Origin of the sequence: Brevundimonas sp. S1H14 (assembly GCF_047716865.1) — a bacterium.
In the GTDB taxonomy this organism is placed as follows: Bacteria; Pseudomonadota; Alphaproteobacteria; order Caulobacterales; family Caulobacteraceae; genus Brevundimonas; species Brevundimonas naejangsanensis.
Map to the genome: position 1 here is coordinate 1,870,876 of NZ_CP136679.1, position 24,865 is coordinate 1,895,740.

Here is a 24,865-nt window from a genome sequence, read left to right on the forward strand (position 1 = left end):
AGTTTACGCGACTTCCTTCACGCGTTCTTGCAAGCGCGCCTTATGCTTGTCCCAGGCCGCGACCCAGGCGTCCGCGAAGCGGGTCCAGTCGCCCTCGGTCGTGCCCCAGCCGCCGGAGACGCGCACGCCCCCGGTCGCCAGATGATGCAGGCCCATGGCGCTGATCGCCTTGGACGGCTTGACCTTGCCCGACGAACAGGCCGAACCGGCCGAGACCATGACCCCGACCAAATCGAGGGTGATCAGCTGCTGCGGGCTGTCCCAGCCCTCAACCGCCATGAACAGGGTGTTGGGCAGACGCTCGACCGCGCCGCCGATGATCGTTGCGCCCGCAGCCTTGACCTTGGCTTCAGCCGCGTCGCGCCAGCCGACGTGCGCCATGGCGGCGTCCAGATCGCGCGCGGCGCAATCAGCGGCGAGGCCGAAACCGGCGATGCCCGGCACGTTCTCGGTCCCGGCGCGCAGGCCGCGTTCCTGACCGGCGCCGTGCAGGATGCGGACGGCCGATACGCCGTCCTTGAGCACCAGTGCGCCCACGCCCTGCGGCCCGCCCAGCTTGTGCGCCGAGAGGGTCAGGCTATCGGCGCCCAGCGACTTCATGGTCACCGGGACCTTGCCCGCCGACTGAATGGCGTCGACGTGCAGCCAGCCGCCCGCTGCATGGACCAGCTTCGCCGCCTCGGCGATCGGCTGAATCACGCCGCTTTCGTTGTTGGCGTGATGGATGGCGACGACCGCGCGCCCCGGACGAGCCAGCGCCTCGGCCAGCCAGTTCAGATCAACCACGCCGTCCGTATCCACGGGCAGCACCTCGACCGGAACGCCGCTGATGGCGGCGGCTTCGGCCACGCACGGGTGCTCGGTCGCGCCGACGATCAGCCGCTTGCAGCCTGCCGCCAGAGCGCTGTGGATCGCCTGAGCGTTGGACTCAGTGCCGCCCGAAGAGAAAACGATCGCCGTCGGATCAGCCCCGACCAGATCGGCCACCTGAGCGCGAGCGGTCTCGACGCGCGCCCGCGCCCGGCGCCCGGCGGCGTGCACAGCCGATGGATTGCCGTTATCAGCCAAAGCCTTGGCCATGATCTCCTGAACCTCAGGACGAACCAGGCCGGAGGCGTTGTAGTCGAGATAGACGCTCATGCCGCGGCCTCCATAGAGCCGGAGCCGATGCGCGCCCGCCCTGTCCGCTTCTCGATCACGTCCGCGAGGCTGACCCCCGCCAGATAGCGATGGATCTCGGCGCCCAGATCTTCCCACAGGTCATGGGTTATGCAGCGGGCGCCGCCCGTCATACAGCCGCGCGGCGTGCCGTGGGCGGCGCAACGCGTGGCGCGGATCGGCTCATCGACCGCCAGAACAATGTCCGCCACGACCATCTCGCCCGCCTCTCGGGCCAGCCGATAACCGCCGCCCGGTCCACGCACGCTCTTGACCAGACCGCCCTTGCGCAGGCGCGCGAAAAGCTGCTCCAGATAGCTGAGCGAGATTTCCTGACGCGCCGCGATTTCAGCCAGGGAGACGGCCCGATCGGTCCCGTTTTTCGCCAGATCGGCCATCGCCATGACGGCGTAACGTCCCTTGGTCGACAGACGCATCCCAATACCTCAAAATTCTACCGCTTTTCAGGCTCGCTGTGCTAAGACCCCCGGCCTTGCTGGCGAGCGCATCGTGCAGGGGGGACTTAGAAAGTCCTACCTGTGTGGTCAAGTATTATCCGTTCGCGAAACCACTGTTGATCGTAGGGACCGCCATCCATGCCTGAAGTTATCCTGCCTGGCGCCTCCGGCCGCATCGAAGGCCGTTATTCTCCTGGCAAGCGTCCCGACGCGCCGATCGCCCTGATCCTGCACCCCCACCCCAAGGCGGGCGGGCACATGAACAACCCCGTCGCCCTGACGATGCACCAGTTGTTCGTCCAGCGCGGCTTCGCCACTCTGCGCTACAACAGCCGCGGCGTGGGCAAGTCGCAGGGCGAGTTCGACAGCGGCATCGGCGAACTGGCCGACGCGGCGACGGCCCTGGACTGGCTTCAGGCCAACAATCCCGCCGCCACCCAGACTTGGGTCGCCGGCTATCAGTTCGGCGCCTATATCGGGATGCAACTGCTGATGCGTCGCCCCGAGACCGACGGCTTCATCTCGGTATCGCCGCCGTCGAACATCTATGACTTCAGCTTCTTGGCCCCTTGCCCGGCTTCGGGCCTGTTCCTGCACGGCACGGCCGACACCGTAGTGCCGCCCGCCGATGTCGAGCGCGTGGTGAACAAGCTGCGCACCCAGAAGGGCATTGTCATCGACTACGAGCTGGAAGAAGGCGCGACCCACTTCTGGCAGGACCACATCGGCGCGGTCGAGCGCCGCGTCGGCGCCTACCTGGACAAGCGGCTGGAAGAAAAGCCCGCCTGATCCGCATAGCGATATCCTGATTGAAGCGGCGCCCTGTCTTCGGGGCGCCGTTTCTAATTGCGCCGATCGTCAGTGATCGTCTTCCGCAGCGGCCACGGCGGCAGGGCGATGGGCGCGAACGCACCAGACGACGCTGACGATCATCAGGATCATGGCGACTATCTCGATCACGGTCGGGCCGCGTTGTTCCCAGATGAAGCCGTAGATGAAGGCGAACAGGGTCTCGGACACGATCATCTGGCCCAGCATGGTCAGGGGCAGCAGGCGACTGGCCTGATTCCAGAACGCGTTGCCGATGACCGAGGCGAAGATCGCCACGCCCGCGCTGACGCCGATCAGACGCAGCCAGGCGTCGTCCGTCATGCCGCCCAGCATGAACAGGGACGGGATCACCAGCACCAGCGCCAGCGCGCCGGTGACCACGCCGGTCAACAGCGACCACTCATGCGGGGTGACGTCGGGCAGGCGGCCCATCCAGCGGCTGTTGCCGACGGCGAAGGCAGTCCAGGACAGCAGGGCCGCGAGGGCGCATCCCAGACCGATCAGCGTGGCCGCGCCGCTCTGCGCCGCTGCGCCGCCGCCATGACTGAGCGACTGCCACCCGATCAGCCCGACCGCGATCGCCGCCACGGCGATGGGCGGCGCGACGCGCGACAGCGGCGGCGAATCCTTGTCCCGCAACCCCCACAAGGCCACCACCACTGGCACCATGCCGACGATCAGGGCCGAGGCCGCGACGCCAGCGTAATGCACCCCGACCACCAGGAAGGCGAAATAGACCAGATTGCCCGCCAGACTCAGCCAGACCAGCGCGCCCCACGCCTTGCGTGTCAGGGCCGCCGTCACCCGCCGCCAGCGCGGCGCAATCAGCAGAACCGCGATCAGGCCATAAGCGAGGTAACGTCCCGCCGTCAGCAGCAGAGGCGAGGCCTCGGGTACGACCTTGGGGGCCAGGAAGACCAGCCCCCACAGAGCGCCCGCCGCTAGACCGCTGGCGACGCCCCAGAAACGCGATGACGCCGCCATTATTCCGCTCCCGGCTCGACGATCCGACCGCCGGTCATGGGCACCGAAACGCCTGTCGTACCGGGGAAGCTGATCGGCAGGCTCAGACGACAGCGGGCGGCCAGAAAGGCGAAGGCCTCGGCTTCGATGGAGTCCCCGCGCCAGCCCTTGTCCTCCGCCGTCGAGACGGGGAGGCCGACACGCTCGCGAATGGCGGCCAGCAGCACGGGGTTGTGACGACCGCCGCCGCAGACGACGATCTCCTTCGGTTGCTCCGAACAGCGGGCGACGCCTAGCGCCACGGCCTGCGCCGCGAAGGCGGTCAGGGTGGCGGCGGCGTCTTCCAGCGACAGATCCGCCACCGGGTCCAGCGAGAAGTCGAAACGGTCCAGCGACTTCGGGCCGCTCGCCGCGAAATAGGGATAGGCCAGATAGGCATCCAGCACGGGCTGATCGACGGCGCCCGCCGCCGCCAGACGACCGCCCTCGTCCATCCGCTTCTTCATGCGGGACTGGACCAGCAGATCGACCATGCCGTTGGCCGGGCCGGTGTCGAAGGCCTCCAACTCGCCGTCGGCGCGGATCAGGGTGATGTTACCGACCCCGCCGAGGTTCAGCACGGCGACCGGCCCCTCCATCCCCGCCTTGCGGACCAGCGCCGCGTGATAAACGGGCGCCAGCGGCGCGCCCTGCCCGCCCGCCGCCACGTCGGCGCTGCGGAAGTCAAAGGCGACGGGCGCTCCCAGCCCCTCGGCCACGCTGGCGGCGTCAATAAGCTGGACGGTGCGGCCTGGCTGCTCCGGCGTCGGCGCCTCGTGCAGCACTGTCTGGCCGTGGACGCCGACCAGATCCAGCGCGCTGGACTTGACTCCGTTCACCGCCATGAAGCCAAGCGCGGCGGCCAGATGGGCGTCGGCCACCGCCATGCGAGCGTCCTCAAAGCTGTCAGGCTCTTCCTCGTCGCGTTCCCAGTCGAAGGCGTCCTCGATGGCGTCCTCAATGACGGCGCGTGTTTCGCTGTCGAGCTTCATTTCGCCGGCGGGGCCGAAGGACAGGATGTCGTGGCCGTCCGTTTCGATCACCGCCATGTCCACGGCGTCGAGCGAGGTGCCGGTCATGAATCCGAGCACGCGCAGGGTCTTTTTCGGGGAGGTCGTCATGGCGGCTTGACTGCCACGTCAGGGGCGACGTAGCTAGCGCCCATGATCGCGCAACCGGCCCTTTTCGCCGCCTATTACTACGGCCTCTACTAGAGAGCGGCCGCGATCCTTGCCGCCCTTCCCTCGGCGGCATTATTCCTCGGAAGACGGCCGCCGGTTCTGATGCTACGGACCCGACCATGACCGAGCCCACGACCCAAATCGTTTCCGAAACCGCCTTCAAGTCGGACTTCCTGCGCCTAATGAAGGCGCGCGGCTATATCCACCAGATCACCCACCCGGTCGAACTGGACGAGGCGGCCGCATCCGGCGTGGTCACGGGCTATATCGGCTTTGACGCGACGGCGCCGTCGCTTCACGTGGGCCACCTGATCCAGATCATGCTGCTGCGCCGTCTTCAGCAGGCCGGACACAAGCCGATCGTCCTGATGGGCGGCGGCACGACCAAGGTCGGCGATCCGTCGTTCAAGGACACCCAACGCCCCCTGCTGACCGAGGAAAAGATCGCCGAGAACATCGCCGGCATCAAAGGCGTGTTCGAGAAATTCCTGACCTTCGGCGACGGCCCGACCGACGCCATCATGCTGGATAACGACGAGTGGCTGTCGCAGCTGGGCTACCTGCAGTTCCTGCGCGATTACGGGACCCACTTCACCATCAATCGGATGCTGAGCTTCGACTCGGTCAAGCTGCGCCTGGATCGCGAGCAGCCGCTGACCTTCCTCGAGTTCAACTACATGCTGATGCAGGCGACCGACTTTCTGGAGCTGAACCGTCGCTATGGCTGTTCGCTGCAGATGGGCGGCTCCGACCAGTGGGGCAACATCATCAACGGCGTCGAACTGACCCGTAAGGTGGACCACAAGGCCGCGTTCGGCCTGACCACGCCGCTGCTGTCCACCGCCTCGGGCCAGAAGATGGGCAAGACGGTCGGCGGCGCCGTGTGGCTGAACGCCGACGCCCTGTCGCCGTTCGACTACTGGCAGTACTGGCGCAACACCGAAGACGGCGACGTAGGCCGCTTCATGCGTCTGTTCACCGACCTGCCGCTGGATCAGATCGAGCGCTATGAGGCGCTTCAAGGCGCCGAGATCAACGACGCCAAGAAGGCGCTGGCCGACGCCACCACCTCCATGCTGCACGGCGCCGAGGCCGCACAGGCCGCCCGCGCCGCCGCCGAGGCCGCCTTCGAGAAGGGCCAGCTGTCGGCCGACCTGCCGACCGTCGAACTGCCGCGTGACGAGGTGATCGGCGCCATGATCGCCGCCGTCACGACCAAGGCGGGTCTCAGCGCCTCCAACGGCGAGGCGCGCCGTCTGGCCCAGGGCGGCGGCCTGCGCCTGAACGACGAGGTCGTCAACGACGGCGCCCGTCTGATCGAAGAAGCCGACCTGAACGCCGACGGCGTGCTGAAACTCGGCGCCGGCAAGAAGAAGCTGGTGCTGGTGCGGCCGGTTTAAGGAGAGCGCTGTGACCGACATCACCGAAAACACCCCCGCCCCCGCATTCGATCTGGCGACAAACGGCGACGGACGGGTGTCGCTGGACGGGCTCAAGGGCAAGAATATCGTGCTCTACTTCTATCCCAAGGCCGACACGCCCGGCTGCACGACCGAAGGGCAGGACTTCTCGGCCCTGATCGACCGGTTCGCGGCGGCGAACGCCGTGGTGATCGGCGTGTCGCGCGACACGGTGAAGAAGCTGGAGCGCTTCAAGGCCAAGCATGACCTGAAGGTCGTGCTCGGCTCGGACGAGGACGGCGTCGTCACCGAAGCCTGGGGCGTCTGGGTGCTGAAGAAGCTCTACGGCCGCGAATATATGGGCATTGAGCGCGCCACCTTCCTGATCGACGGCCAGGGCGTGGTCCGCCGCGCCTGGCGCAACGTCAAGGTCAAGGGCCACGCCGAAGAGGTTCTGGCCGCCGTCGAAGCGCTTTGATCGGCGAGCGGGGTTCGGAAGCCCCCGCTTGACCTCTCCGTCTCAGCCCGCACTAAGTGTCGCCAGGGATTGCATCCTCAGGGGCTGACATTGACCAGACGCCGATAATCGCGGCGTGACGCGGAGAGCATGAATGTTCAATAAGAACAAACCGTTCGACAACAACCCCTCTGGCGGAATGGGCATTCCCAAGCCGCCAGAGCCGGTCCAGCCCAAGCCGGAGCCCGCAGCGCCGATCGCCGCTGCGCCTGCGCGCGCGCCGGAGGCGGCGCGTCCCGCCGCCCGTTCCTCCAGCCTTTCGACTCTGTCGGCGGGCGTGAAGTATGAGGGCAACATCTCCGGCGCAGGCGAACTTCAGGTCGACGGCTCGCTGAAAGGCGACATCCGAGTGGTGCGCGTGGTGATCGGCGAAGGCGGCGCGGTCGAGGGCACGGTTCACGCCGACATCCTTGAGGTGCGCGGCCGCGTCTCGGGCGCCATCGTCGCCAAGCAGGTCAAGCTGTTCGCCACCTCGCGCGTCGAGGGCGACATCACCCAGGAGCAGTTGTCGATCGAACAGGGCGCCTGGTTCCAGGGCCGCTGCACCCAGGCCAAGCGCGACACGCCGGGCGCCAATATGCTGGAGACCCCTGCTCCGGCCGAAAAGCCTGCGCCCGCCAAGACGGACGCCAAGGTCGAGGCCAAGCCCGCAGCCTGATCGGCGCGAGTGCTGACAACGAGAAAGGGCGGCCCGCAAAGGCCGCCCTTTTTTTATGCACCGGTCAGGCGGGTCAGCCCTCGCGGGTTTCGCCCACGCGCGCCGCCAGAGCCGCGCCCATGAAGGCGTCCAGGTCGCCGTCCAGAACGCCTTGCGTGTCCGAGGTTTCGACCTCGGTCCGCAGGTCCTTCACCATCTGATACGGCTGCAGGACGTAGGATCGAATCTGGTGGCCCCAGCCGATGTCCGTCTTGGCGTCAGCCAGAGCCTGGGCCGCAGCCTCACGCTTCTGAAGTTCCAGTTCATACAGACGCGCGCGCAGCATCTTCCAGGCCTGGTCGCGGTTCTGGTGCTGCGAACGGCCCGCCTGACAGGCGACCACGGTGTTGGTCGGAATGTGGGTCAGGCGCACGGCCGAGTCCGTCTTGTTGACGTGCTGACCGCCTGCGCCCGAAGCGCGATAGGTGTCCGTGCGCACGTCCGACGGGTTGATCTCGATCTCGATGCTGTCATCCACGACGGGCGAGACCCCGACCGAGGCGAACGACGTGTGCCGCTTGGCCGCCGCATCATAGGGGCTGATGCGCACCAGACGGTGGACGCCCGATTCCGACTTCAGCCAGCCATAGGCGTTGGGGCCGGTGATCAGCAGGGTCGCCGATTTGATGCCGACCTGTTCGCCGGACTCTTCTTCCTGAAGCTCGACCTCATAGCCGTGCGAGCGCGCCCAGCGGCTGTACATCCGCAGCAGAATGCCCGCCCAGTCGTTGGACTCGGTGCCGCCAGCGCCGGAGTTGACCTCCAGATAGGCATCGTTGCCGTCCGCCTCGCCGGACAGCAGGGCTTCCAGTTCGGCGCGGGCGGCCCGGTCCTTGATGGACTTCAGCTGTTCACGCGCTTCTTCGAGGGTGGCTTCGTCGCCCTCCTCGTCCGCCATTTCGGCCAGCATGATCCCGTCTTCGAGACCCTGCTCCATTTCCTTGACGGCGTTGACCTGCACTTCCAGCCGCGAGCGTTCACGGCTGACGGCCTGGGCCTGTTCAGGATTGTCCCACAGCGTCGGATCCTCGACCCGCGCGTTCAGCTCATCGAGCTTTCTTAGAGCGACATCCCAGTCAAAGTCGCCTCCTGAGCAGAGCGACGCTCTGCTCGATGTCGGCCTTCATGGCCTCGACATCCGATCTCATCGCAAACTCCTGCGAACGGAAGTCCCCCGCAAACAGGACCGCGCGACGCGCGTCCGATAGGGGAAGGACAGGTGAAACGGCGCGCCTGAAAGCAGGCGCGCCGGGTGGTGGGCCTACCTAAAGCGTCAGTAAAGGCCGCTCAAGTCCTCGGCCGGCTCCTTCTTCGGCGGCGGCGGCGCAACCGGAGGCGGCGCGGTCGGCGTCGGGGTCTGGGAGCGGACCTCCTGCTCGCGACGGATGACGTCGTAGTAGTTCTGCGGCCCTTCGGGCTGGGCCGGCGGGGGCGCTTCTTCGCGCAGCTGACGCTCGGTGCCGGGGCGGAAGGCCTCTTCGATGCCGTTGACGGTGCGGAAGATGGCGTTTTTCGGCTTCACGAACGGCCGCGCAGGCCGCTCTTTCAGAGCGTCTTCCATGAAGTCGATGAAGATCGGCACGGCCGTCGAGGCCCCAGCTTCACCGCCGCCCAGCGAACGGTTGTCGTCAAAGCCGACGAAGACGCCGACCACGATGTCCGCTGAGAATCCGACAAACCAGGCCGAACGATATTCATTGGTGGTGCCCGTCTTGCCGCCGACCCACGGGCCCAGGCTGCGAGCACGGGCGCCGGTGCCGCGCTGGATCACGCCCTCCAGCATGGAGGTCATCTGATAGGCGGTGATGGGGTCGATCACCTGGGTTCCGCGATCCTGAAGGCGGGGCGATTCCTGACCGCTGAAGCCACGGCCGCAGTCCCGGCACTGGCGACGGTCGGCGCGGTGGATGGTCTGGCCGTTCCGGTCCTGCGCCAGTTCGATCAGATAGGGGTCGATCCGGCGACCGCCGTTGACGAAGGCGGCATAGGCGGCGGTGATGCGGTAAGGCGTGGTTTCCCCTGCCCCCAGCGACATGGCCAGGTTCGGCGACATGTCGTCCACGACGCCCATCTTCTTGGACAGATCGACGACGTTCTTCATGCCCACCGCCTGCGCCAGACGCACGGTCATGACGTTGCGCGACAGCTCCAGCCCGCGCCGCAGCGTCTGCGGGCCATAGAACTGGCGGCTGTAGTTCTGGGGCGTCCAGGCGCGGCCACCGGGGCCGCCGGGGAAGCTGATCGGCGCATCCAGCACGATCGAAGCCGGGGTGAAGTCGCCTTCCAGCGCGGCCGCATAGACGAAGGGCTTGTAGGCCGACCCCGGCTGTCGACGCGCCTGGGTGGCGCGGTTGAAGCTGGACAGGGCGTAGGAATAGCCGCCGACCATCGCCAGGACGCGGCCCGACTGCGGCTCGATCGCGACCAGGGCGCCGTTGACGGCCGGAACCTGCTTCAGGGCGAACTGGCCGTTCTGGCGTTCGACGAAGATCAGGTCGCCGCGCTTCAGCGGACGACGCCCGGCGTTGGACCAGCTGACATCGGCGGCGCGAAGCGCGCCCGCCTGATCGTCCTTGGCCGTGCGGACGCGGATTGAGCCTCCGCTGACGCTTTCGACGGCGGCCGCCTGCCACGAGCGGCGCTCGGGCGGGGTCGTGCGCTTCTGGGCCTCGGCCTGCCAGCCCTCGGCGAAGTCGGTCGTGCCCCAGGCGCCTCGCCAGCCGTGACGACGGTCGTAATCCTCAAGACCCCGCATCAGGGCGTCGCGCGCCGCCGACTGCAGCTGCGGATCAAGCGTCGTGCGCAGGTAGTAGCCGCCGCGATTGACCTCTTCCTGACCGAACAGGGCGATGGCGCGACGACGCGCCTCTTCCACAAAGAAGTCGGCGTCGGCGTACTCGGCCCGACGCGGCGCAGAACGGGTGTTCAGCGGACGGGCCAGCGCCGTCTTCAACTGTTCATCCGACAGCCATTTGTTATCGGCCATCTCGCCCAGCACCCAGTTCCGACGACCCAGCGCAGCCGCCGGATAGCGTTTCGGGTGGTAGTTGGTCGGCCCCTTGGGCAGGGCCGCCAGGAAGGCCGCCTCGTCCGGCGTCAGCTGATCCAGCGACTTGCCGAAATAGTTATAGGCCGCCGAGGCCACGCCATAGGAGCGATAGCCCAGGTAGATCTCGTTCAGATACAGTTCGAGGATCTGCTCCTTGGTCAGCGTCGCTTCCAGACGGCTGGAGAGGACGGCCTCCTTGAGCTTGCGGTTCAGGCTGGTCTCGCTGGTCAGCAGGACGTTCTTGGCCACCTGCTGGGTGATGGTCGAGCCGCCCTCCAGCCGCTTGCCCGACATGACGTTGAACACGTTCTTGAACATCGCCCGGCCGATGCCGGACACGTCGATGCCGCCGTGATTGAAGAAATTCTGATCCTCGGCCGCCAGGAAGGCGTGAACGACCGTCTGCGGCACCTGGTCATAGGTGACATATATGCGCCGCTGGTCCGAGAACTCGCCGATCAGGGTCCCGTCGCCGGCATAAACGCGCGTCGCCGTCGCGGGGCGATAGTCCGCCAGTTCAGACGCGTCCGGCATGTCGTGCAGGACCCAGGCGGCGTAGATGGCCACCACCACCCCGGCCAGGGCGATGGCGCCCAGCAGGGCCACGCCCGCCATGACGAACCAGCGTTCGGCTATCTTCACCACGAACTCCGCAAGACGCACCCCATCATCGCTCGTTTATCGCGCGTCGCGCGGCGCGCAAAGCGGAACCGCACTTATCCCTTGTCGCGCAGCAGACGCGCCTTGTCGCGCTGCCAGTCGCGCTCGGCCGCCGTCTCGCGTTTGTCGTGCAGTTTCTTGCCCTTGGCCAGGGCGATCTCCAGCTTCGCCTTGCCCGCCTCATTCAGATAGAGGCGTACAGGGACAATGGTGCGCCCTTCGCGCTGAACGGCGCCGATCAGCCTGTCGATCTGCTTGCGGTGCAGCAGCAGCTTCCGGTGACGGCGCGGCTCATGGTTGAAGCGGTTCGCCATCTTATAGGGCGGGATGTCGGCGTTGATCAGCACCATCTCGCGCCCCTCGGGAGAGACATAGCTCTCGGCGATATTGGCCCGGCCGTCGCGCAGGGCCTTGATCTCGGTGCCCCGCAGCTGGAGCCCGGCCTCGATATGATCTTCGAGGAAATAGTCGAAGCGCGCGCGGCGGTTCTCGGCGATCGTCTTCTGTTTGGGCGCGTCGGCGGCCATCAGGCGACTCCGGCGGCGGCCAGCGCCTTATCGATTGCGGGCTTAACGGCCTCAGCCGTCTGCGACAGCGGCAGGCGGACCTCTTCCGTGCACAGGCCCATCCTGGCCAGGGCGTATTTGGCGGGCGACGGCGAGTTGTCGAGGAACAGCGCCTTGTGCAGGCCGATCAGCCGTTCCTGCCACGAGCGCGCGGCGGCGAAGTCGCCGGCCTGAATGGCGTCATGCAGGGCGACCATCGCCTCAGGCGCCACGTTCGAGGTCACCGAGATGACGCCGACGCCGCCGTGCGCGGCATAGCCCAGATAGCTGGAATCATCACCCGAGATCAGGTCGAAGGCTCCGTCGATATTGGCGCGCATCCAGCTGGCCCTCGCCACATCGGCGCTGGCGTCCTTGATGCCGACGATGTTCGGATGCGCCGCCAGGGCCGCCACCGTCTCATTGGCCAGGTCCACTCCGGTGCGACCCGGCACGTTATAGAGCAGGATCGGCAGTTGAACGGCGTCGGCCACCGCCTCGAAATGCGCCTGCATCCCGGCCTGCGACGGACGGTTGTAATAGGGAGTCACGACCAGGGCGCCGTCGGCGCCGACCGTCTTGGCGAAACGGGTCAGTTCGATCGCCTTGTCGGTAGCCGACGAGCCCGCCCCGGCGATGACGCGGATGCGCCCGGCGGCGATCCTGATGCACTGTTCGACCACGCGCTTGTGCTCATCCAGATGCAGGGTGGCGCTCTCGCCTGTGGTGCCCATCGGCACGACGCCGTGAACCCCAGCGGCGATCTGGCGTTCCAACAGGCGCTCGAAAGCGGCCTCGTCCACGTTTCCGTCACGAAGAGGTGTGATCAGGGCGGTGATCACGCCCTTGAACAAGGGGGCGGTCATGGGAACAACATACCTGCGCGGAGAATGGGCGGCGGTCCGCCCGTCACTAATCGGCAAAGGGTAGGTTGCCCGCCGCCTGGCCGCAACCAAAGATGAATGAGGATCAGATATCTAATGATCGCGACGACCGTGGCCGCCGCCCTGGCGATACTGACTCCACCAGCTCAGGACGTCCTGAACAGCACGCCTGTCCCCTACTCCGCCAGCCAGGGCGGAATCATCAGCAGTCAGGACGCCGCCCTGGTTCAGCAGGGGCTGACGGCCGCGCGGGCGCGCGACGTGTTCGGCACGCAGGCCATCATGGCCCGGATTTCCGACCCCTCGGCGCGCAAACTGGTCGAATGGGCGCTGGTCGACACCTCAGACCGGCAGATGTCCTACAGCGATCTGGCGCTGGCGCAGACCGACCTGGCGAACTGGCCGCGCGGCGGATCGCGCAGGGCGGCGGGCGAACGGGCGCTGGACATGGCCGGCCAGTCGCCGGACGCCGTCATCGCCTTCTTCAACGGAACCGCCCCGACCACGGCCCAGGGCGCCATCGCCCTGGCCGGCGCGCTGGAACAGACGGGTCGCCGCCAGGAAGCCCAGGCGCTGATTCGCGACTGGTGGCGCACACAGAGCTTTGAAGAGGCCCAGCAAAGCCGAATCTATTCGCGCTGGAGCGGCTGGCTGACCAGCGACGACCATGCAGCGCGGCTGAACATGCTTCTGCTGGGCCCGCATGGCCCGGCGACGCGAGCGATGGTCGCCCTAGTTCCGGCCGACCGTCAGACCATCGCCAATACGGTGATGGCGCTGCGCACCGCCTACGCTCCCGACGCGATCGTCGGCGGTCTGTCGCCCTCGCAGGCCAACGACCCGGCCGTGGTGCTGGAGCGCGTGCGCCTGCTGCGCTCGGCCGGGCGCCAGTCGGAGGCCTTCCCGCTGCTGTCCGCCCTGCCCGCGGCGCCGTCACATACGGACGGTCAGAACACCCTATGGAGCGAACGCCGCAACTACTTCCTGGACGCCCTGCAACAGGGCAATGCGCGCGCCGCCTACGCCGCCATGAACGGCCACGGCTTCCCCTCGGGCGAGCGCAAGGTCGACGCCGAGTTCTTCGCCGGTTGGGTGGCCCTGACCAAACTCAACGATCCGGCCACGGCGGCCCAGCATTTCGAGGCCCTGCGCAACGCCTCCTCCACCCCGATCACGCAAGGGCGCGCCCTGTACTGGCTGGGGCGAGCGGCCGAGGCGCGCGGCGACCGCGAAGACGCCCAGCGCTGGTATCAGGCCGGCGCCGAGCACTGGCAGACCTTCTACGGCCAACTGGCGGCGGAAAAGGCCGGGGCGACGACCCTGACCCTGCCTGGCGAGCCGGCGCCGTCGCCGGAAGACGTCAACCGCTTCGAGGGCAATGAGGTGGTGCGGGCGACCCGCATCCTGGGCCAGATCGGTGAAAAGACCCTGATGCGGGTCTTCGCCTATCATCTGGATGACGAGCTCCCTTCCCCCTACGATCTGTCGCAGTTGTTCGACCTGATGCAGGGCTATGGCGACCAGTTCGGCTCGATGATGGTCGGGCGAGCGGCCAGCCAGCGCGGCTTCGTCATGCCCGAGCGGATGTATCCGATCCAGTTGCCGCAACAGGTTGCAGGCATGGCGCCGAACGAGTTCGCCCTGGCCATCACCCGTCAGGAATCCAGCTTCGATCCGCTGGCCCGTTCCCACGCGGACGCGCGCGGCATGATGCAGCTTCTGCCCGCGACGGCGCAGGGCGTGGCGCGCCGCATGGGCCGCTCGTTCAGCGCTGAACAGCTGTGGGACCCGGAGATCAACATGACGCTGGGCAGCTATCACCTGGGCGAACTGATGAACAACTTCGGCGGATCGCCGCTGCTGGCGGCCGTCGGCTACAACGCCGGGCCGGCGCGGCCGCCGCAATGGACCGCCCGTTGCGGCGACCCGCGTCAGGCCCAGGTCGATCCCATCGACTTCATCGAATGCGCCCCCTTCACCGAGACGCGCAACTACATGATGCGGGTGATGGAGAACATGCAGGTCTATCGCGCCCGCCTGAACGGCGGCTCGGCCCCGCTGACGCCGTCGGCGGACCTGGCGCGCGGCACGCCGCCGAACGCCGGACCGCGACCCTATCAGCCGTGAGGTGACAGACGACGGGCCGCCAGCCACGGCCCGTCCAACGCCTCCAGCCAGACAGCGTCGAGGTTGAAGACGGTCTTCAGAATGCCCGGCGACAGGGCCACGGTCGGCGCGCCTTCCGCCGCCGTGCGCCCCTGATCCAGCACCACGACCCGGTCGGCGAAACGCGCCGCCAGACTGAGGTCGTGCAGGCTGACCAGGACCCCGCGCCCTGCGGCGGCGCGCGCGCGCAACAGCTCCAGCACCAGAAGCTGGGCGTCCGGGTCCAGACCGGCGATCGGCTCATCAGCCGCCAGCAAAGGCGCGGGAACCGTCAGGGCGCGCGCCAAAAGCACGCGCGCCCGCTCGCCGCCCGACATCTCGGCCACGCCGCGATCGGCCAGATGGCCGACGCCGACCTCGTCCAGCGCGGCGCGGGCGCGCTCCACAGCCGCCTGTCCCTTCAGGAAGGGCGCGCCCAACGCCGCCACCTCCACTGCCGGGAGATTCCAGGCGATAGAGCGGTCCTGCGGCAGATAGGCCGCGCGTTCGCCCCGCTGGCGTTCCGACAGGCGCCGGGCCTCATCGCCGCCCAGCCGGGCCACCCCTTGCGTCAGCGGCGCCAGCCCGAGGGCGGCGCGCAAGGCCGTCGACTTGCCCGCCCCGTTGGGACCGCAAAGGGCCACGAGTTCGCCTGCCCGCACAGAGAAGCACGCGCCGTTCAGCACCTCGGCGCCGCCGATGCGGGCGTGGGCGTTTTCAAGCTCAAGCAAAACAGTCACAGCCGCCACTCCCGCGCCGCGCGCCAGGCGATCAGAGCGAACAGCGGCGCGCCCACAAGAGCGGTGAAGACCCCCAGCTTCAGTTCCTGATCCGTCGGCAGCATCCGCGCCATAAGATCGGCCACCACCAGCATCAGTCCGCCCGCCAGGGCCGAGGGCGCCAGCAGCCGCCCTGGATCGCCGCGCACCGCCGCTCGCACCAGATGCGGCGCGGCCAGTCCGACAAAACCAATGACGCCCGCCACGGCTACTGCGGAGCCCGCCGCCAGTGCCGATGCCGCCAGGGCCAGCACCCGCATCCGCCCCATCGACAGGCCGGACGCCCGCGCCGCCTCCTCGCCCAGCGTCAGCATCCTCAACCCCGGCGACGCCCCGCGCGCTAGAAAGGCTGCGATCAGAAGCGCAGGCGCCACCCAGGCGACATCGTTCCAACTGCGGTTCTCGACCGATCCCAGCAGCCAGTTCATCACCTCGGCCGAGGCGATCGGCGACGGCGACAGGTTGAAGATCAAGGCCGTGAGCGCGCCTGCGAAACTGGACAGGGCCACGCCGAACAGGATCAGCGCCTCGGGCGCCCGCACCCGCGCAGCCAGGACGATCAGCAGGCCTCCCCCGACCGCCGCGCCGAACAGAGCCGCGCTTTCCACAGCGCCGGGGATCGCCGCCAGCCCCAGCACAATGGCGGTCGCGGCGGCCAGGGCCGAGGTCGCAGACACCCCCAGCACCCCCGGCTCGGCCAGCGGATTACGCAGCAGTCCCTGCATCACCGCCCCGGCCAGGCCGAGCGCCGCGCCGACCAGCAGGGCGCAGACCGCACGCGGGGCGCGCACCAGCCACAGCACCTCGCCCGGCCCCGAAGCGGGGTCAGACAGCGCCTGGGCGTACTGCGCCGCGCTGAAAGCTGTTTCTCCTAGGGTCGTCGCCACTCCAAGCGCAGCCGCAAGGGCCAACCCCAGAGCGATATTCAGTCTCGTCGCGCCGGTCATTTCGCCTGCTCCGCCAGCAGAACCGCCGCATCCGCCGCGAACCAGGCGGGACAGGTCAGGGCCGCGCCGGGCAGGCTGGCCGCCGTGCGCTGCGCCGTCGCCCGGCGCATGACCGGATGGCGCCCTGCGCCGCGCCAATCCGACCGCGCCAGATCGAAGAACCCCTTCACATAGAGCGCCGGCGGCGTCAGCAGCACCCGCTCAAGCCCCAGCGGCTGATAACCGGGCTGTATCACTCCGTTGCGGAACCCGGCCGCGCGCAGGATGGCGTCCATCAACGAGCCCGGCCCGCTGGTGAAGCCGCTGGCCGTCACATAGACAGCCAACCGCCCTCGCCCGGCGCCCGACGCCTGTTCCAGCCGCGCCTCCATTTGGCGGATCAGGGCCTCGCCGCGCGCGCGGCGATCCAAGGCCGCCGCCACCTTGCGGATATTGGCCTTGATCCCCTCCATGTCCGACGCATCGTCGATGCCGACCGTCCGGACCCCGCGCCGGTCGAGCGCGTTCAAAAGCCGGGCGTCGCCGCCCCAGTACCGAACCGCCACATCGGGCTGGAAACCTGTCGCAGCCTCCAGCGTCGGACGAACCATCCGTCGCCCTTTCGCCGCCTGTCGCATCCAGGCGTCGGGATCGTCGGCGCGCGGCGACAGGGCGAGCTCCGCGTCAGGCGCGAGGGCCAGGACGAACTGATCGGCGCACTGATCCAACGCCATCACCCGCAGCGGCCGCGCCTGTGCGGCGGTAGCCAAGGCGGCTGTGATCAGGAGGACCAGCCCGCACAGACGCCGCCTCACAGGGCGGTCAATCCGTTGAACAGCACGTCCAGCTGGGTGCGGATCAACACGTCCCGCTCGGCCCAGTCGAAATAGGGCTTGGTGATCATCAGGGAGACCAGTCCGTGAACGCTGGCCCAAATCACCTGGGCCAGGACCCGCGCATCCCCGCGAAGCACGCCCTGCGCCACAGCATCCTCGACCACCTCCACGACAGCGGCGAACAGTTCGCCTCCCGCCTTCTGCGCGATGGTCTCGACGCCGTGGCGCGTCTCAATCGCCGGGGTCAGATAGGCCAGACGATAGGCGTTGGGGTGTTCAAAGCCGAAGGCCACATAGCCTTCCGCAATACGCCGCAGACGCGTCAGCGCCGGGGCCGTATCCGCCAGAATGCCCCGATTGCGTTCCGCCAACCTCTCAAAGGTATTGCGGCAGATCTCGTTGAGGATCTCGCCCTTGTCGGAGAAATGCATGTAAAGCGCGGTCGACGACAGCCCGACCTCATCGGCGATCTTGCGGATAGTGGCGCCGTCATAACCGCTTTCGACAAAAATGCGCTCGGCCGCCGTCAGGATTTCGGCGCGACGCTCGTGCCCGTCTCCCTTGGCCTTGCGGTTGGATCGCGACGCGGAAGTCGTAGAAACCGACAATCAACTGGCTCCCTGAACGAGGGACCTGAGTCCCGACGCGAGGTTAACTCGACCGGCCCCTCTAGCCAAACCCAAGCTTTGGGATATCAATGATATTAACATTGGTAAAACTAGGGGGCGTGCGTGGCGGGTTCTGAACAGCGATTGGCTGGGACGGCGCGCATCACCCTGACGCGTTCACAGGCTATAGCCATCGGCGTCTTCTCGACTTTAAGCTTGGCGGGCGCATGTCTTCTTCCACGCCTCGCCTCCTTCTACCTGATATCGGCCCAGGTCGGCTTTCTGGCGCTCGCGATATGGCGCCTCAGTTTGATCGTGGTTCAGGCCGAGGCGCCCCGTCCAAATCCGCCCGGCAGTTGGTCGCATGATGAATGGCCGCATTACACCATAGTGGCCGCCCTCTATCACGAGGCGCAGATACTGCCCCATCTGGTCGAGCGACTTGATGAGATCGATTATCCCAGAGACCGTCTGCAAGGCTTCCTCGCGCTGGAAGCCGACGATCACGCCACTATCGCAGCGGCGTCGCAGTTGAGCCTGCCCGACTGGTTGAGCGTGCTGGTGGTTCCGCCCGGCGCGCCGAAAACCAAACCGCGCGCCCTGAACTACGCCCTGGCGCGCGCAACCGGCGACTTCCTGACGATCTACGACGCCGAGGACGACCCCGATCCGCTGCAGTTGAAAGAAGCGGCGATGAAGTTTCGCGCCGAGGGCGAAGGCCTGGCCTGCGTTCAGGCTCCCTTACGCATCCGCAGTCGCCAGAAGAACAGCCCTCACCCCCTGCTCGATCGCCAGTTCGCCGCCGAATATGCCGCCCTGTTCGAGATCACCCTGCCCGCCATGGTCCAGCTCGGCCTGCCCTTTCCGCTGGGCGGCACAAGCAATCATTTCCGCGTTTCGGTGCTGAAGGCGCTGGGCGGATGGGACGCCTGGAACGTGACTGAAGACGCCGATCTGGGCTTCAGGATCTGGCGCTCGGGGCTTCGGCTGAGCGTCATCAGCCGCCCCACCTATGAGACGCCGCCCGGTCCGGTGCGTCTATGGCTGCCGCAGCGTACGCGCTGGCTCAAAGGCTATCTGCAGACGCTGGCGGTGCATACGCGCTGGACCGAGGGCATGGGCTGGCGCGGGTGGGCGGCGCTGATCCTGACCATCGGCGCTGGACTGGGGTCGGCGGCGGTTCACGCCGGCTGCATGGCCTGGGTCGCCGTGGTCTGCCTGATGTCGGCGATGGACCGGCAATTGCCGTCCCTTTCAGTTATGGGGTGGACGGTGCTGATCGTTGGAGTGGCCGCCGCCTGGATCACCAAACACCGCGGCGCACGGATCGCCGGCACGCCCTATGGCCCGCTCGATATGGCGGCCTCGCTTCCCTATTGGTTCCTTCTGAGCCTCGCCTTCATGCACGCCGCCGTCCGGTTGGCGCTGGAACCGCACCGCTGGGACAAGACCCCGCATCAGGACGATGTCGAGCCGATCAGCGTTCCTGATCCCTATCCCGACGCTGGACGAGCAGCGGCCTGAACGACTATCAGCGCGCATGGCTCCGGTTCTTTCCTCCTCGCCCGAAACCCTCGTCACGCACGGGTGGTCGGACTACGCCCTTCTGGACAGCGGCGACGGCCGCAAGCTGGAACGCTACGGCCGCTACACCGTCGTGCGTCCGGAACCGCAATGCTTCTGGAAAGCTCATGACGAGGCCGCCTTCGAGCGCGCCAACGCCATGTTCGACCCCCAGCAGGAAGAAGAGGATTCCGGCCGCTGGCGCTTCGACGCCCACGGCCCGATCGACGCCTTTCCGCTAAAGTGGCGCGACGTGCGTTTCATGGGGCGGTTCACCCCATTCCGGCACCTGGCCTTCTTCCCCGAACAGGCGGCCAACTGGGAATGGCTGGACGCCCGCGTCCGCACACTGAACCAGCCGAAAATTCTCAACCTGTTCGGCTATACCGGCGTGGCCAGCCTGGCCTGTTCGGCGGCGGGCGCGCACGTCACCCACGTCGACGCCTCCAAAAAGTCCGTGACCTACGCCCGCGAGAACGCTGAACTGTCCGGTCTGGCCGACCGCCCGATCCGCTGGATCGTCGAGGACGCCCGCAAATTCGTGGCGCGCGAGGTCCGTCGCGGCAGCAAATATGACGGCATCATCCTCGACCCTCCGAAATACGGACGCGGCGCCAATGGCGAGGTCTGGCGTCTGTTCGAGGACATGCCGGAACTGTTGAAAGACTGCGCCGCCCTGCTGTCGGACGAGGCTTCCTTCCTGTTGCTGAACGCCTATGCGGCGCGGATTTCCGGCCTGTCGCTGGCGCATATGATGGCCGAGGCGACCCATGATCGCGGAGGACGCATCGACTGGGGCGAACTGGCGCTGTCCGAAGACGGCGAGAGCGCCCGCGCCATCGGCCTGTCCTTCTTCGCCAGATGGAGCGCCTGATGTCCGAACGCCTCATCACCTCCCTGACCAACGACACCATCAAGGCTGTGCGCGCCCTGCACATGCGCAAGGAGCGCGAGGCGACGGGCCGCTTTCTGGCCGAGGGGCTGAAATTCATCGGCGAGGCGCTGGACCAGGGCCGCGCCCCGGTCATGCTGCTGGTCGGCCAGGACGCCCGGCCCCACCCCCTGCTGGACCGCGCCAAGGCCGAGACGATCAAAGCCGGGGGCCAGATCATCGTCGTCACCCACGCCATCCTCGAAAAGATCAGTCGTCGCGACAATCCGCAGACGGTGTTGGGCGTGTTCGAACAGGTCTATACGCCGCTGGACGCCATCCGGCCCGACGCCAAGCCCTGCTGGGTGGCGCTGGAGCAGGTGCGCGATCCCGGCAATCTGGGCACCATCATCCGCACGGCGGACTCGGCCGGATGCGGCGGCGTCATCCTGATCGGCGACTGCGTCGATCCCTTCTCGGTCGAGGCCGTGCGCGCGACCATGGGCTCGGTCTTCGCGGTCAGCATCAGCAGGGCCTCGCGCGAAGAGTTCCTGTCCTGGCGCGCCTCTTGGCCCGGCAGCGTCATCGGCACCCGCCTGGACGCCACGCACGGTTATCGCGACAGCCCGGTGCGCCACCCCGCCCTGATCATGATGGGTAACGAACAGGCGGGTCTGACCGACGAACTGGCCGCCGCCTGCGACCTGAACGTCAAGATCCCCATGCGCGGCCGGGCCGACAGCCTGAACCTGGCCATCGCCACGGGCATCATGGCCTATGCGGTGACGGATGCGGCCTACGGCTCCAGTCTCTAGGCCTCGCCTTCGGTCCTGATCCTGCCCATGCCGATCAGGGCCAGAACCGTCAGCAGAGCGGCGACCGTCAGATAGACGCCGACGGCCTGAAGCCCGTAATGGCCCGCCAGCCAGGTTGCGGCATAGGGCGCCAGCGATGCGCCCAGGATGCCCGCCAGGTTGAAGGTCATGGACGCGCCCGTATAACGCACCGTCGTCGGGAACGGTCGCGCCAGCGCCGCGCCCAGCGGGCCATAGGTGCAGCCCATCAGGCTGAAGCCGATGATGAAGAAGGCGACGACGCCGACCATGCCGCCGCTGCCGAATAGAGGCGCCAGCACAAGGCCGAACAAGGCAATGGCGATTGACGTGACCAGCAGCGTCCTTCCCTGCCCCCACTTGTCCGCCGCCAAGGCCGCCAGCGGAATGAACAGGCCGAAGAAGCAGACGCCCAGAAGCTGAATCGGCAGGAACTGATCACGCGTATAGCCCATGCTGGTCGTGCCCCATCCCAGAGCGAAGACGGTCATCAGATAGAAGAGGACGAACGTCGCCAGTCCCGCCAGCGTCCCGGTCAGCAAGGCGAACTTGTGGTGCGCGACGAGGGTCAGCGCCGGCGCCTGAACCCGCTCGGCCCGGTCGATGGCGCGCTTGAACTCGGGCGTCTCGGTGATCTTCAGCCGCATCCACAGGCCGACGATGACCAGCAGGGCGCTGGCGATGAAGGGAATGCGCCAACCCCAGGTCATGAACTGGCTCTCGCTCATCACCTGGCCCAGAACGATGAAGCTCAGGGTCGACAGGATGAAGCCGATCGGCGCGCCCAACTGCGGGAACATGCCGAACCAGGCCTTCTTGCCCGGCGGGGCGTTCTCGGTCGCCAGCAGCACCGCCCCGCCCCACTCGCCGCCCAGACCCAGACCCTGACCAAACCGGCACAGCGCCAGCAGCAGGGGCGCGATCACGCCAACCGAATGCCAGGTCGGCAACAGCCCGATGGCGATGGTCGACAGCCCCATGGTCATCAAGGCCGCCACCAGCGTCGCCTTGCGCCCCACCCGGTCGCCGAAATGGCCAAAAACGACCGCTCCGATGGGCCGAGCGAAGAAGGCGATGGAGAAGGTGGCGAACGAGGCCAGCATGGCCGTCATCCGGTCGCCGCCGGGGAAGAACAGATCCGGGAACACCAGCACCGCCGCCGTGGCGTAGATGTAGAAGTCGTAGAACTCGATCGTCGTGCCGATCAGGCTGGCGAACAGAACGCGTCGCTTGGAGGCGGACGGCGGTGAAACAGCGGCGTCGGTCACGCGAAATCCTTACGGTTGACGCACGATCATTGCGGCGCGCCGCCGTCAGGCGTCAAGCGGGCGCGATCAGGTTCCGCGCGGCTTGGCGCGGGTGGTGGCAGTCGCATTGGCCGGGTCTTCAGGCCAGGGATGGCGTGGATATCGACCGCGCATCTCGCTGCGGACCGCCGCCCATGACCCAGCCCAGAAACCCGGCAGATCCTTCGTCACCTGAACCGGCCGTCGCGCGGGCGACAGCAGGCTGAGCGTCAGGGGAACGCGCCCGCCGCCGACTGTCGGATGGGTCGTCACCCCGAACAGTTCCTGCACCCGGATTTCGACACGCGGTCCGCCCTCGGCCCCGTAGTCGATGCCCGCGCTGCCCAGCGGCGTTGTCAGGCGCGTCGGCGCCAGTTCATCCAGTTTGCGCTGCAAATCCCAGGGGATCAGGCCGCGCAGAGCCTCGGCTAGCCTGCCGTCGCTGATGTCGGCCAGCGATCGCGCTCCGTCGAGCAACGGCCACAGCCAATTCTCGCGCTCCGCCAGCAGACCCTCGTCCGAAACATCCGGCCAAGTCGCATCCAGCCCGTGCAGGAAGGCCAGCCGCGCCCGCAACGCGCCCGCCTGCTCGCCCCATTTGAGGGCGCTGAGGCCGCCCGCCATGATCTCGGACTTCAGCGCCGCCGTCATTGTGGTTCGGTCCGGCGCACCGACCACCTTTTCATCCAGCACCAGCGCCCCGATCCGTCGGATGCGGCGGATCACCGGCTTGCCGGAAGGCTCGCGCGCCAGCCGATCCTCGACCTCGATCAGATGCGCCAGATCAGCCTCCAGCGTCGTCGCATCCAAAGCCGCCGCCAGACGGATGCGGTCGCGGGCGTCCCCGCCGCCCAACTCAGCCACGGCCAGCCACGGCTCGCGCGCCAGATGGTCCGTCGGCTCGATAAAGGCGCCGCGTCCGGAGGCCAGCAGCACCTCGCCCGGTTTGCCCCTGGCGCGCGAGATGCGTTCGGGAAAAGCCTCGGCCAGCAGCAGCCCTGCATCGGCCTCGCCATCCCGCCCTCCGCCTGCGGCCCGCGCCCAGCGCTCGGCCAGCTTCATCGCGTCGCGGCCACGCGGCGAACGGTCCCGCGCCAGCCCCTTCAGCCGGTCGTGCAGGTCGACGCCGTTTCCGCCGAGGGCCGGCTCGCTGAGCACCGCCGCGATCTTCGCCCCGCCGAGCGCATCGCCCTGATCCGAAGCCACGGCCACCATGTGCGCCAGGCGCGGGGCCAGCGGGATGCGGGTCAGCTTCCGCCCATGCGGCGTCAGATCGCCCTTGGCGTCCAGCGCGCCCAAACGCGTCAGCACTCTGCGCGCCTCGGCCATCGCCCCGGACGGCGGGGGGTCCAGCAGAGCCAGCCCCTCGACCGACTTGGCCCCCCAGCGCGCCAGATCGAGGGCGAAGGCGGTCAGGTCCGCCTCCTGAATCTCGGGCCGTTGATGCGCGACCAGACCGCGGGTCTGTTCCTCGTCCCACAGACGGTAACAGACGCCCGGCTCCACACGGCCCGCGCGGCCTCGCCTCTGTTCGGCCGAAGAGCGGCTGACCTTGACTGTCGTCAGCCGGGTCAGGCCGCTGGACGGCTCGAAGCGCGGCACGCGCGACAGGCCGCCGTCGATCACCACGCGCACCCCCTCGATGGTCAGGCTTGTTTCGGCCACGGAGGTCGCCAGAACCACCTTGCGGCGGCCGGGCGCGGCGGGCTCGATGGCGCGGTCCTGCTCGGCCTTGTCCAGCGCGCCATAGAGGGCGACGACATCGACCGACGGATCACGCAACCGCTCGTTCAGACGTTGGACGGTGCGGTGAATCTCGCCCTGCCCCGGCAGGAAGGCCAGGATCGAACCGGTCTGGTCGTGCAGGGCCTGAACCACGGCCTTGGCCATGGCGTCCTCGAACCGCTCCACCGGGTTGCGGCCCAGATACCGTGTCTCGACCGGGAACATCCGCCCCTCGGCCTCGATCACCGGCGCGCCGTCCAGCAGGCGCGACACCCCCGCGATATCGAGCGTCGCAGACATGACCAGCAGGCGCAGGTCGTCGCGCAGCACCGCCTGACTGTCTCGCGCCAACGCCAGACCCAGATCAGCGTCCAGGCTGCGTTCGTGGAATTCATCGAACAGGACGGCGCCGACGCCCTCCAGTCCCGGGTCGTCGAGAATCATCCGGGTGAAGACGCCCTCGGTCACGACCTCGATTCGGGTGTCTGTGCCGATCCGGCTCTGCAGGCGCGTGCGATAACCGACGGTTTCTCCGGCCTTTTGGCCTAGACTGGCGGCCATGCGATCAGCGGCGGCGCGCGCGGCCAGTCGTCGTGGCTCCAGGACCAGAATCCTGCCGCCCGCCAGCCACGGCTGATCCAGCAGGACCAGAGGCACGACCGTGGTCTTGCCCGCGCCCGGCGGGGCCGCAAGGACGACCGCAGAGGTCTGGGCCAGGGCGGCCTTCAGCGGCTCCAGAACGGCGTAAATCGGCAACATAAAGCGGCTGTAGCGCCTTCGAAGGGGTTCACGAAAGCGTCGTCGGCGCGTCATCCCTCGTAAACCGCGTTGCGCGCACGGCCTCAGATGGCTAGCGTCCCCGCCCAAGAAGGCGACCCGGGAGGGGTCGTCGCATATGTTGGGGGCGCAAC

At 67.6% G+C, this 24,865-nt stretch carries 22 protein-coding genes; 8 read left to right on the forward strand and 14 right to left on the reverse strand.

What is annotated here, in order from left to right:
- Positions 1 to 3: 3 nt before the first annotated feature.
- A complete protein-coding gene (locus RSD66_RS09130; protein ID WP_415287412.1) occupies positions 4 to 1,140 on the reverse strand; it encodes a cysteine desulfurase family protein in 1,137 nt (378 codons plus the stop codon).
- Positions 1,137 to 1,595 carry an Rrf2 family transcriptional regulator gene (locus RSD66_RS09135; protein WP_415287413.1) on the reverse strand — a complete coding sequence of 153 codons (459 nt, stop codon included), beginning with the start codon at positions 1,593 to 1,595 and terminating at the stop codon, positions 1,137 to 1,139. Before RSD66_RS09135 ends, RSD66_RS09130 begins: the two co-directional genes overlap by 4 nt.
- A gap of 159 nt (positions 1,596 to 1,754) precedes the next feature.
- On the opposite strand from RSD66_RS09135, the gene RSD66_RS09140 reads away from it, so the two are divergent.
- Entirely contained in the window at positions 1,755 to 2,405 is a 651-nt protein-coding gene (locus tag RSD66_RS09140) for an alpha/beta hydrolase (RefSeq protein WP_003167032.1), read from the forward strand.
- Between the two features lie 69 nt (positions 2,406 to 2,474).
- On the opposite strand, the gene RSD66_RS09145 is transcribed toward RSD66_RS09140, so the two are convergent.
- Together RSD66_RS09145 and RSD66_RS09150 are read right to left on the reverse strand one after the other, a co-directional pair.
- Positions 2,475 to 3,431, reverse strand: coding sequence for a DMT family transporter (locus RSD66_RS09145; protein ID WP_415287415.1), 957 nt, complete (start codon positions 3,429 to 3,431; stop codon positions 2,475 to 2,477).
- Entirely contained in the window at positions 3,431 to 4,570 is a 1,140-nt protein-coding gene (locus tag RSD66_RS09150) for an anhydro-N-acetylmuramic acid kinase (protein WP_415287416.1), read from the reverse strand. The genes RSD66_RS09145 and RSD66_RS09150 overlap by 1 nt, the downstream gene beginning before the upstream one ends.
- 179 nt (positions 4,571 to 4,749) lie before the next feature.
- On the opposite strand from RSD66_RS09150, the gene tyrS reads away from it, so the two are divergent.
- The 3 genes from tyrS (at position 4,750) to RSD66_RS09165 (ending at position 7,205) form a co-directional block, all read left to right on the forward strand.
- Positions 4,750 to 6,030, forward strand: a complete 1,281-nt coding sequence (tyrS, locus tag RSD66_RS09155) for a tyrosine--tRNA ligase (protein ID WP_415287417.1) — start codon at positions 4,750 to 4,752, stop codon at positions 6,028 to 6,030.
- 10 nt (positions 6,031 to 6,040) lie between these two features.
- Positions 6,041 to 6,508: a peroxiredoxin gene (locus tag RSD66_RS09160; protein WP_415287418.1), complete on the forward strand. Its 468-nt coding sequence runs from the start codon at positions 6,041 to 6,043 to the stop codon at positions 6,506 to 6,508.
- Between the two features lie 133 nt (positions 6,509 to 6,641).
- Positions 6,642 to 7,205, forward strand: coding sequence for a bactofilin family protein (locus RSD66_RS09165; RefSeq protein ID WP_119412048.1), 564 nt, complete (start codon positions 6,642 to 6,644; stop codon positions 7,203 to 7,205).
- A 73-nt stretch (positions 7,206 to 7,278) separates the two neighbouring features.
- Here the strand turns inward: RSD66_RS09165 and prfB are convergent.
- The 4 genes from prfB to dapA form a co-directional block, all read right to left on the reverse strand.
- Positions 7,279 to 8,392 (reverse strand): peptide chain release factor 2 gene (gene prfB, locus RSD66_RS09170; RefSeq protein WP_415287420.1). Its coding sequence is split into 2 segments (ribosomal slippage): positions 7,279 to 8,322 and positions 8,324 to 8,392, totalling 1,113 coding nucleotides; the frame shifts between segments, so codons are not numbered across the junction.
- 125 nt (positions 8,393 to 8,517) lie between these two features.
- Positions 8,518 to 10,908, reverse strand: a complete 2,391-nt coding sequence (locus tag RSD66_RS09175; protein ID WP_415289584.1) for a penicillin-binding protein 1A — start codon at positions 10,906 to 10,908, stop codon at positions 8,518 to 8,520.
- 101 nt (positions 10,909 to 11,009) lie between these two features.
- Positions 11,010 to 11,480, reverse strand: a complete 471-nt coding sequence (gene smpB / locus RSD66_RS09180) for an SsrA-binding protein SmpB (RefSeq protein WP_024352712.1) — start codon at positions 11,478 to 11,480, stop codon at positions 11,010 to 11,012.
- Complete coding sequence (gene dapA / locus RSD66_RS09185) at positions 11,480 to 12,364, reverse strand: 4-hydroxy-tetrahydrodipicolinate synthase (protein ID WP_415287421.1); 885 nt, start codon at positions 12,362 to 12,364, stop codon at positions 11,480 to 11,482. Before dapA ends, smpB begins: the two co-directional genes overlap by 1 nt.
- A gap of 114 nt (positions 12,365 to 12,478) precedes the next feature.
- Between dapA and RSD66_RS09190 the strand changes: the two genes are divergently transcribed.
- Positions 12,479 to 14,509: a transglycosylase SLT domain-containing protein gene (locus RSD66_RS09190; RefSeq protein ID WP_415287422.1), complete on the forward strand. Its 2,031-nt coding sequence runs from the start codon at positions 12,479 to 12,481 to the stop codon at positions 14,507 to 14,509.
- Here the strand turns inward: RSD66_RS09190 and RSD66_RS09195 are convergent.
- Genes RSD66_RS09195 through RSD66_RS09210 form a run of 4 tightly spaced genes read right to left on the reverse strand, consistent with a single transcriptional unit; the run spans position 14,500 to position 17,676 of the window.
- Positions 14,500 to 15,267 (reverse strand): ABC transporter ATP-binding protein, encoded by a 768-nt coding sequence (locus RSD66_RS09195; protein WP_415287423.1) that lies wholly within the window; start codon positions 15,265 to 15,267, stop codon positions 14,500 to 14,502. The two genes, RSD66_RS09190 and RSD66_RS09195, sit on opposite strands and share 10 nt — an antisense overlap.
- Positions 15,264 to 16,253: an iron ABC transporter permease gene (locus RSD66_RS09200; RefSeq protein ID WP_346523067.1), complete on the reverse strand. Its 990-nt coding sequence runs from the start codon at positions 16,251 to 16,253 to the stop codon at positions 15,264 to 15,266. The genes RSD66_RS09195 and RSD66_RS09200 overlap by 4 nt, the downstream gene beginning before the upstream one ends.
- Complete coding sequence (locus tag RSD66_RS09205; RefSeq protein WP_415287424.1) at positions 16,250 to 17,047, reverse strand: ABC transporter substrate-binding protein; 798 nt, start codon at positions 17,045 to 17,047, stop codon at positions 16,250 to 16,252. The genes RSD66_RS09200 and RSD66_RS09205 overlap by 4 nt, the downstream gene beginning before the upstream one ends.
- Positions 17,044 to 17,676 (reverse strand): TetR/AcrR family transcriptional regulator, encoded by a 633-nt coding sequence (locus RSD66_RS09210; RefSeq protein ID WP_024352706.1) that lies wholly within the window; start codon positions 17,674 to 17,676, stop codon positions 17,044 to 17,046. Before RSD66_RS09210 ends, RSD66_RS09205 begins: the two co-directional genes overlap by 4 nt.
- 123 nt (positions 17,677 to 17,799) lie before the next feature.
- Here RSD66_RS09210 and RSD66_RS09215 point away from each other — a divergent pair, with 123 nt between their 5' ends.
- From RSD66_RS09215 to RSD66_RS09225, 3 genes are read left to right on the forward strand one after another with little or no spacing between them, the layout of a single operon-like run.
- Positions 17,800 to 19,200, forward strand: coding sequence for a glycosyltransferase family 2 protein (locus RSD66_RS09215; RefSeq protein WP_415287426.1), 1,401 nt, complete (start codon positions 17,800 to 17,802; stop codon positions 19,198 to 19,200).
- Positions 19,201 to 19,216: 16 nt separating this feature from the next.
- The gene (locus RSD66_RS09220) at positions 19,217 to 20,113 is read left to right on the forward strand and encodes a class I SAM-dependent methyltransferase (RefSeq protein WP_415287427.1); all 897 of its coding nucleotides are present in this window, start codon (positions 19,217 to 19,219) and stop codon (positions 20,111 to 20,113) included.
- On the forward strand, positions 20,113 to 20,925 hold the full coding sequence (locus tag RSD66_RS09225) for a TrmH family RNA methyltransferase (RefSeq protein WP_415287428.1): 813 nt from the start codon (positions 20,113 to 20,115) through the stop codon (positions 20,923 to 20,925). The genes RSD66_RS09220 and RSD66_RS09225 overlap by 1 nt, the downstream gene beginning before the upstream one ends.
- Here RSD66_RS09225 and RSD66_RS09230 read toward each other — a convergent pair.
- Together RSD66_RS09230 and hrpB are read right to left on the reverse strand one after the other, a co-directional pair.
- The gene (locus tag RSD66_RS09230; RefSeq protein WP_415287429.1) at positions 20,922 to 22,211 is read right to left on the reverse strand and encodes an MFS transporter; all 1,290 of its coding nucleotides are present in this window, start codon (positions 22,209 to 22,211) and stop codon (positions 20,922 to 20,924) included. The genes RSD66_RS09225 and RSD66_RS09230 overlap by 4 nt on opposite strands.
- A 66-nt stretch (positions 22,212 to 22,277) precedes the next feature.
- Entirely contained in the window at positions 22,278 to 24,713 is a 2,436-nt protein-coding gene (gene hrpB / locus RSD66_RS09235) for an ATP-dependent helicase HrpB (protein WP_415287431.1), read from the reverse strand.
- Positions 24,714 to 24,865: the final 152 nt, after the last annotated feature.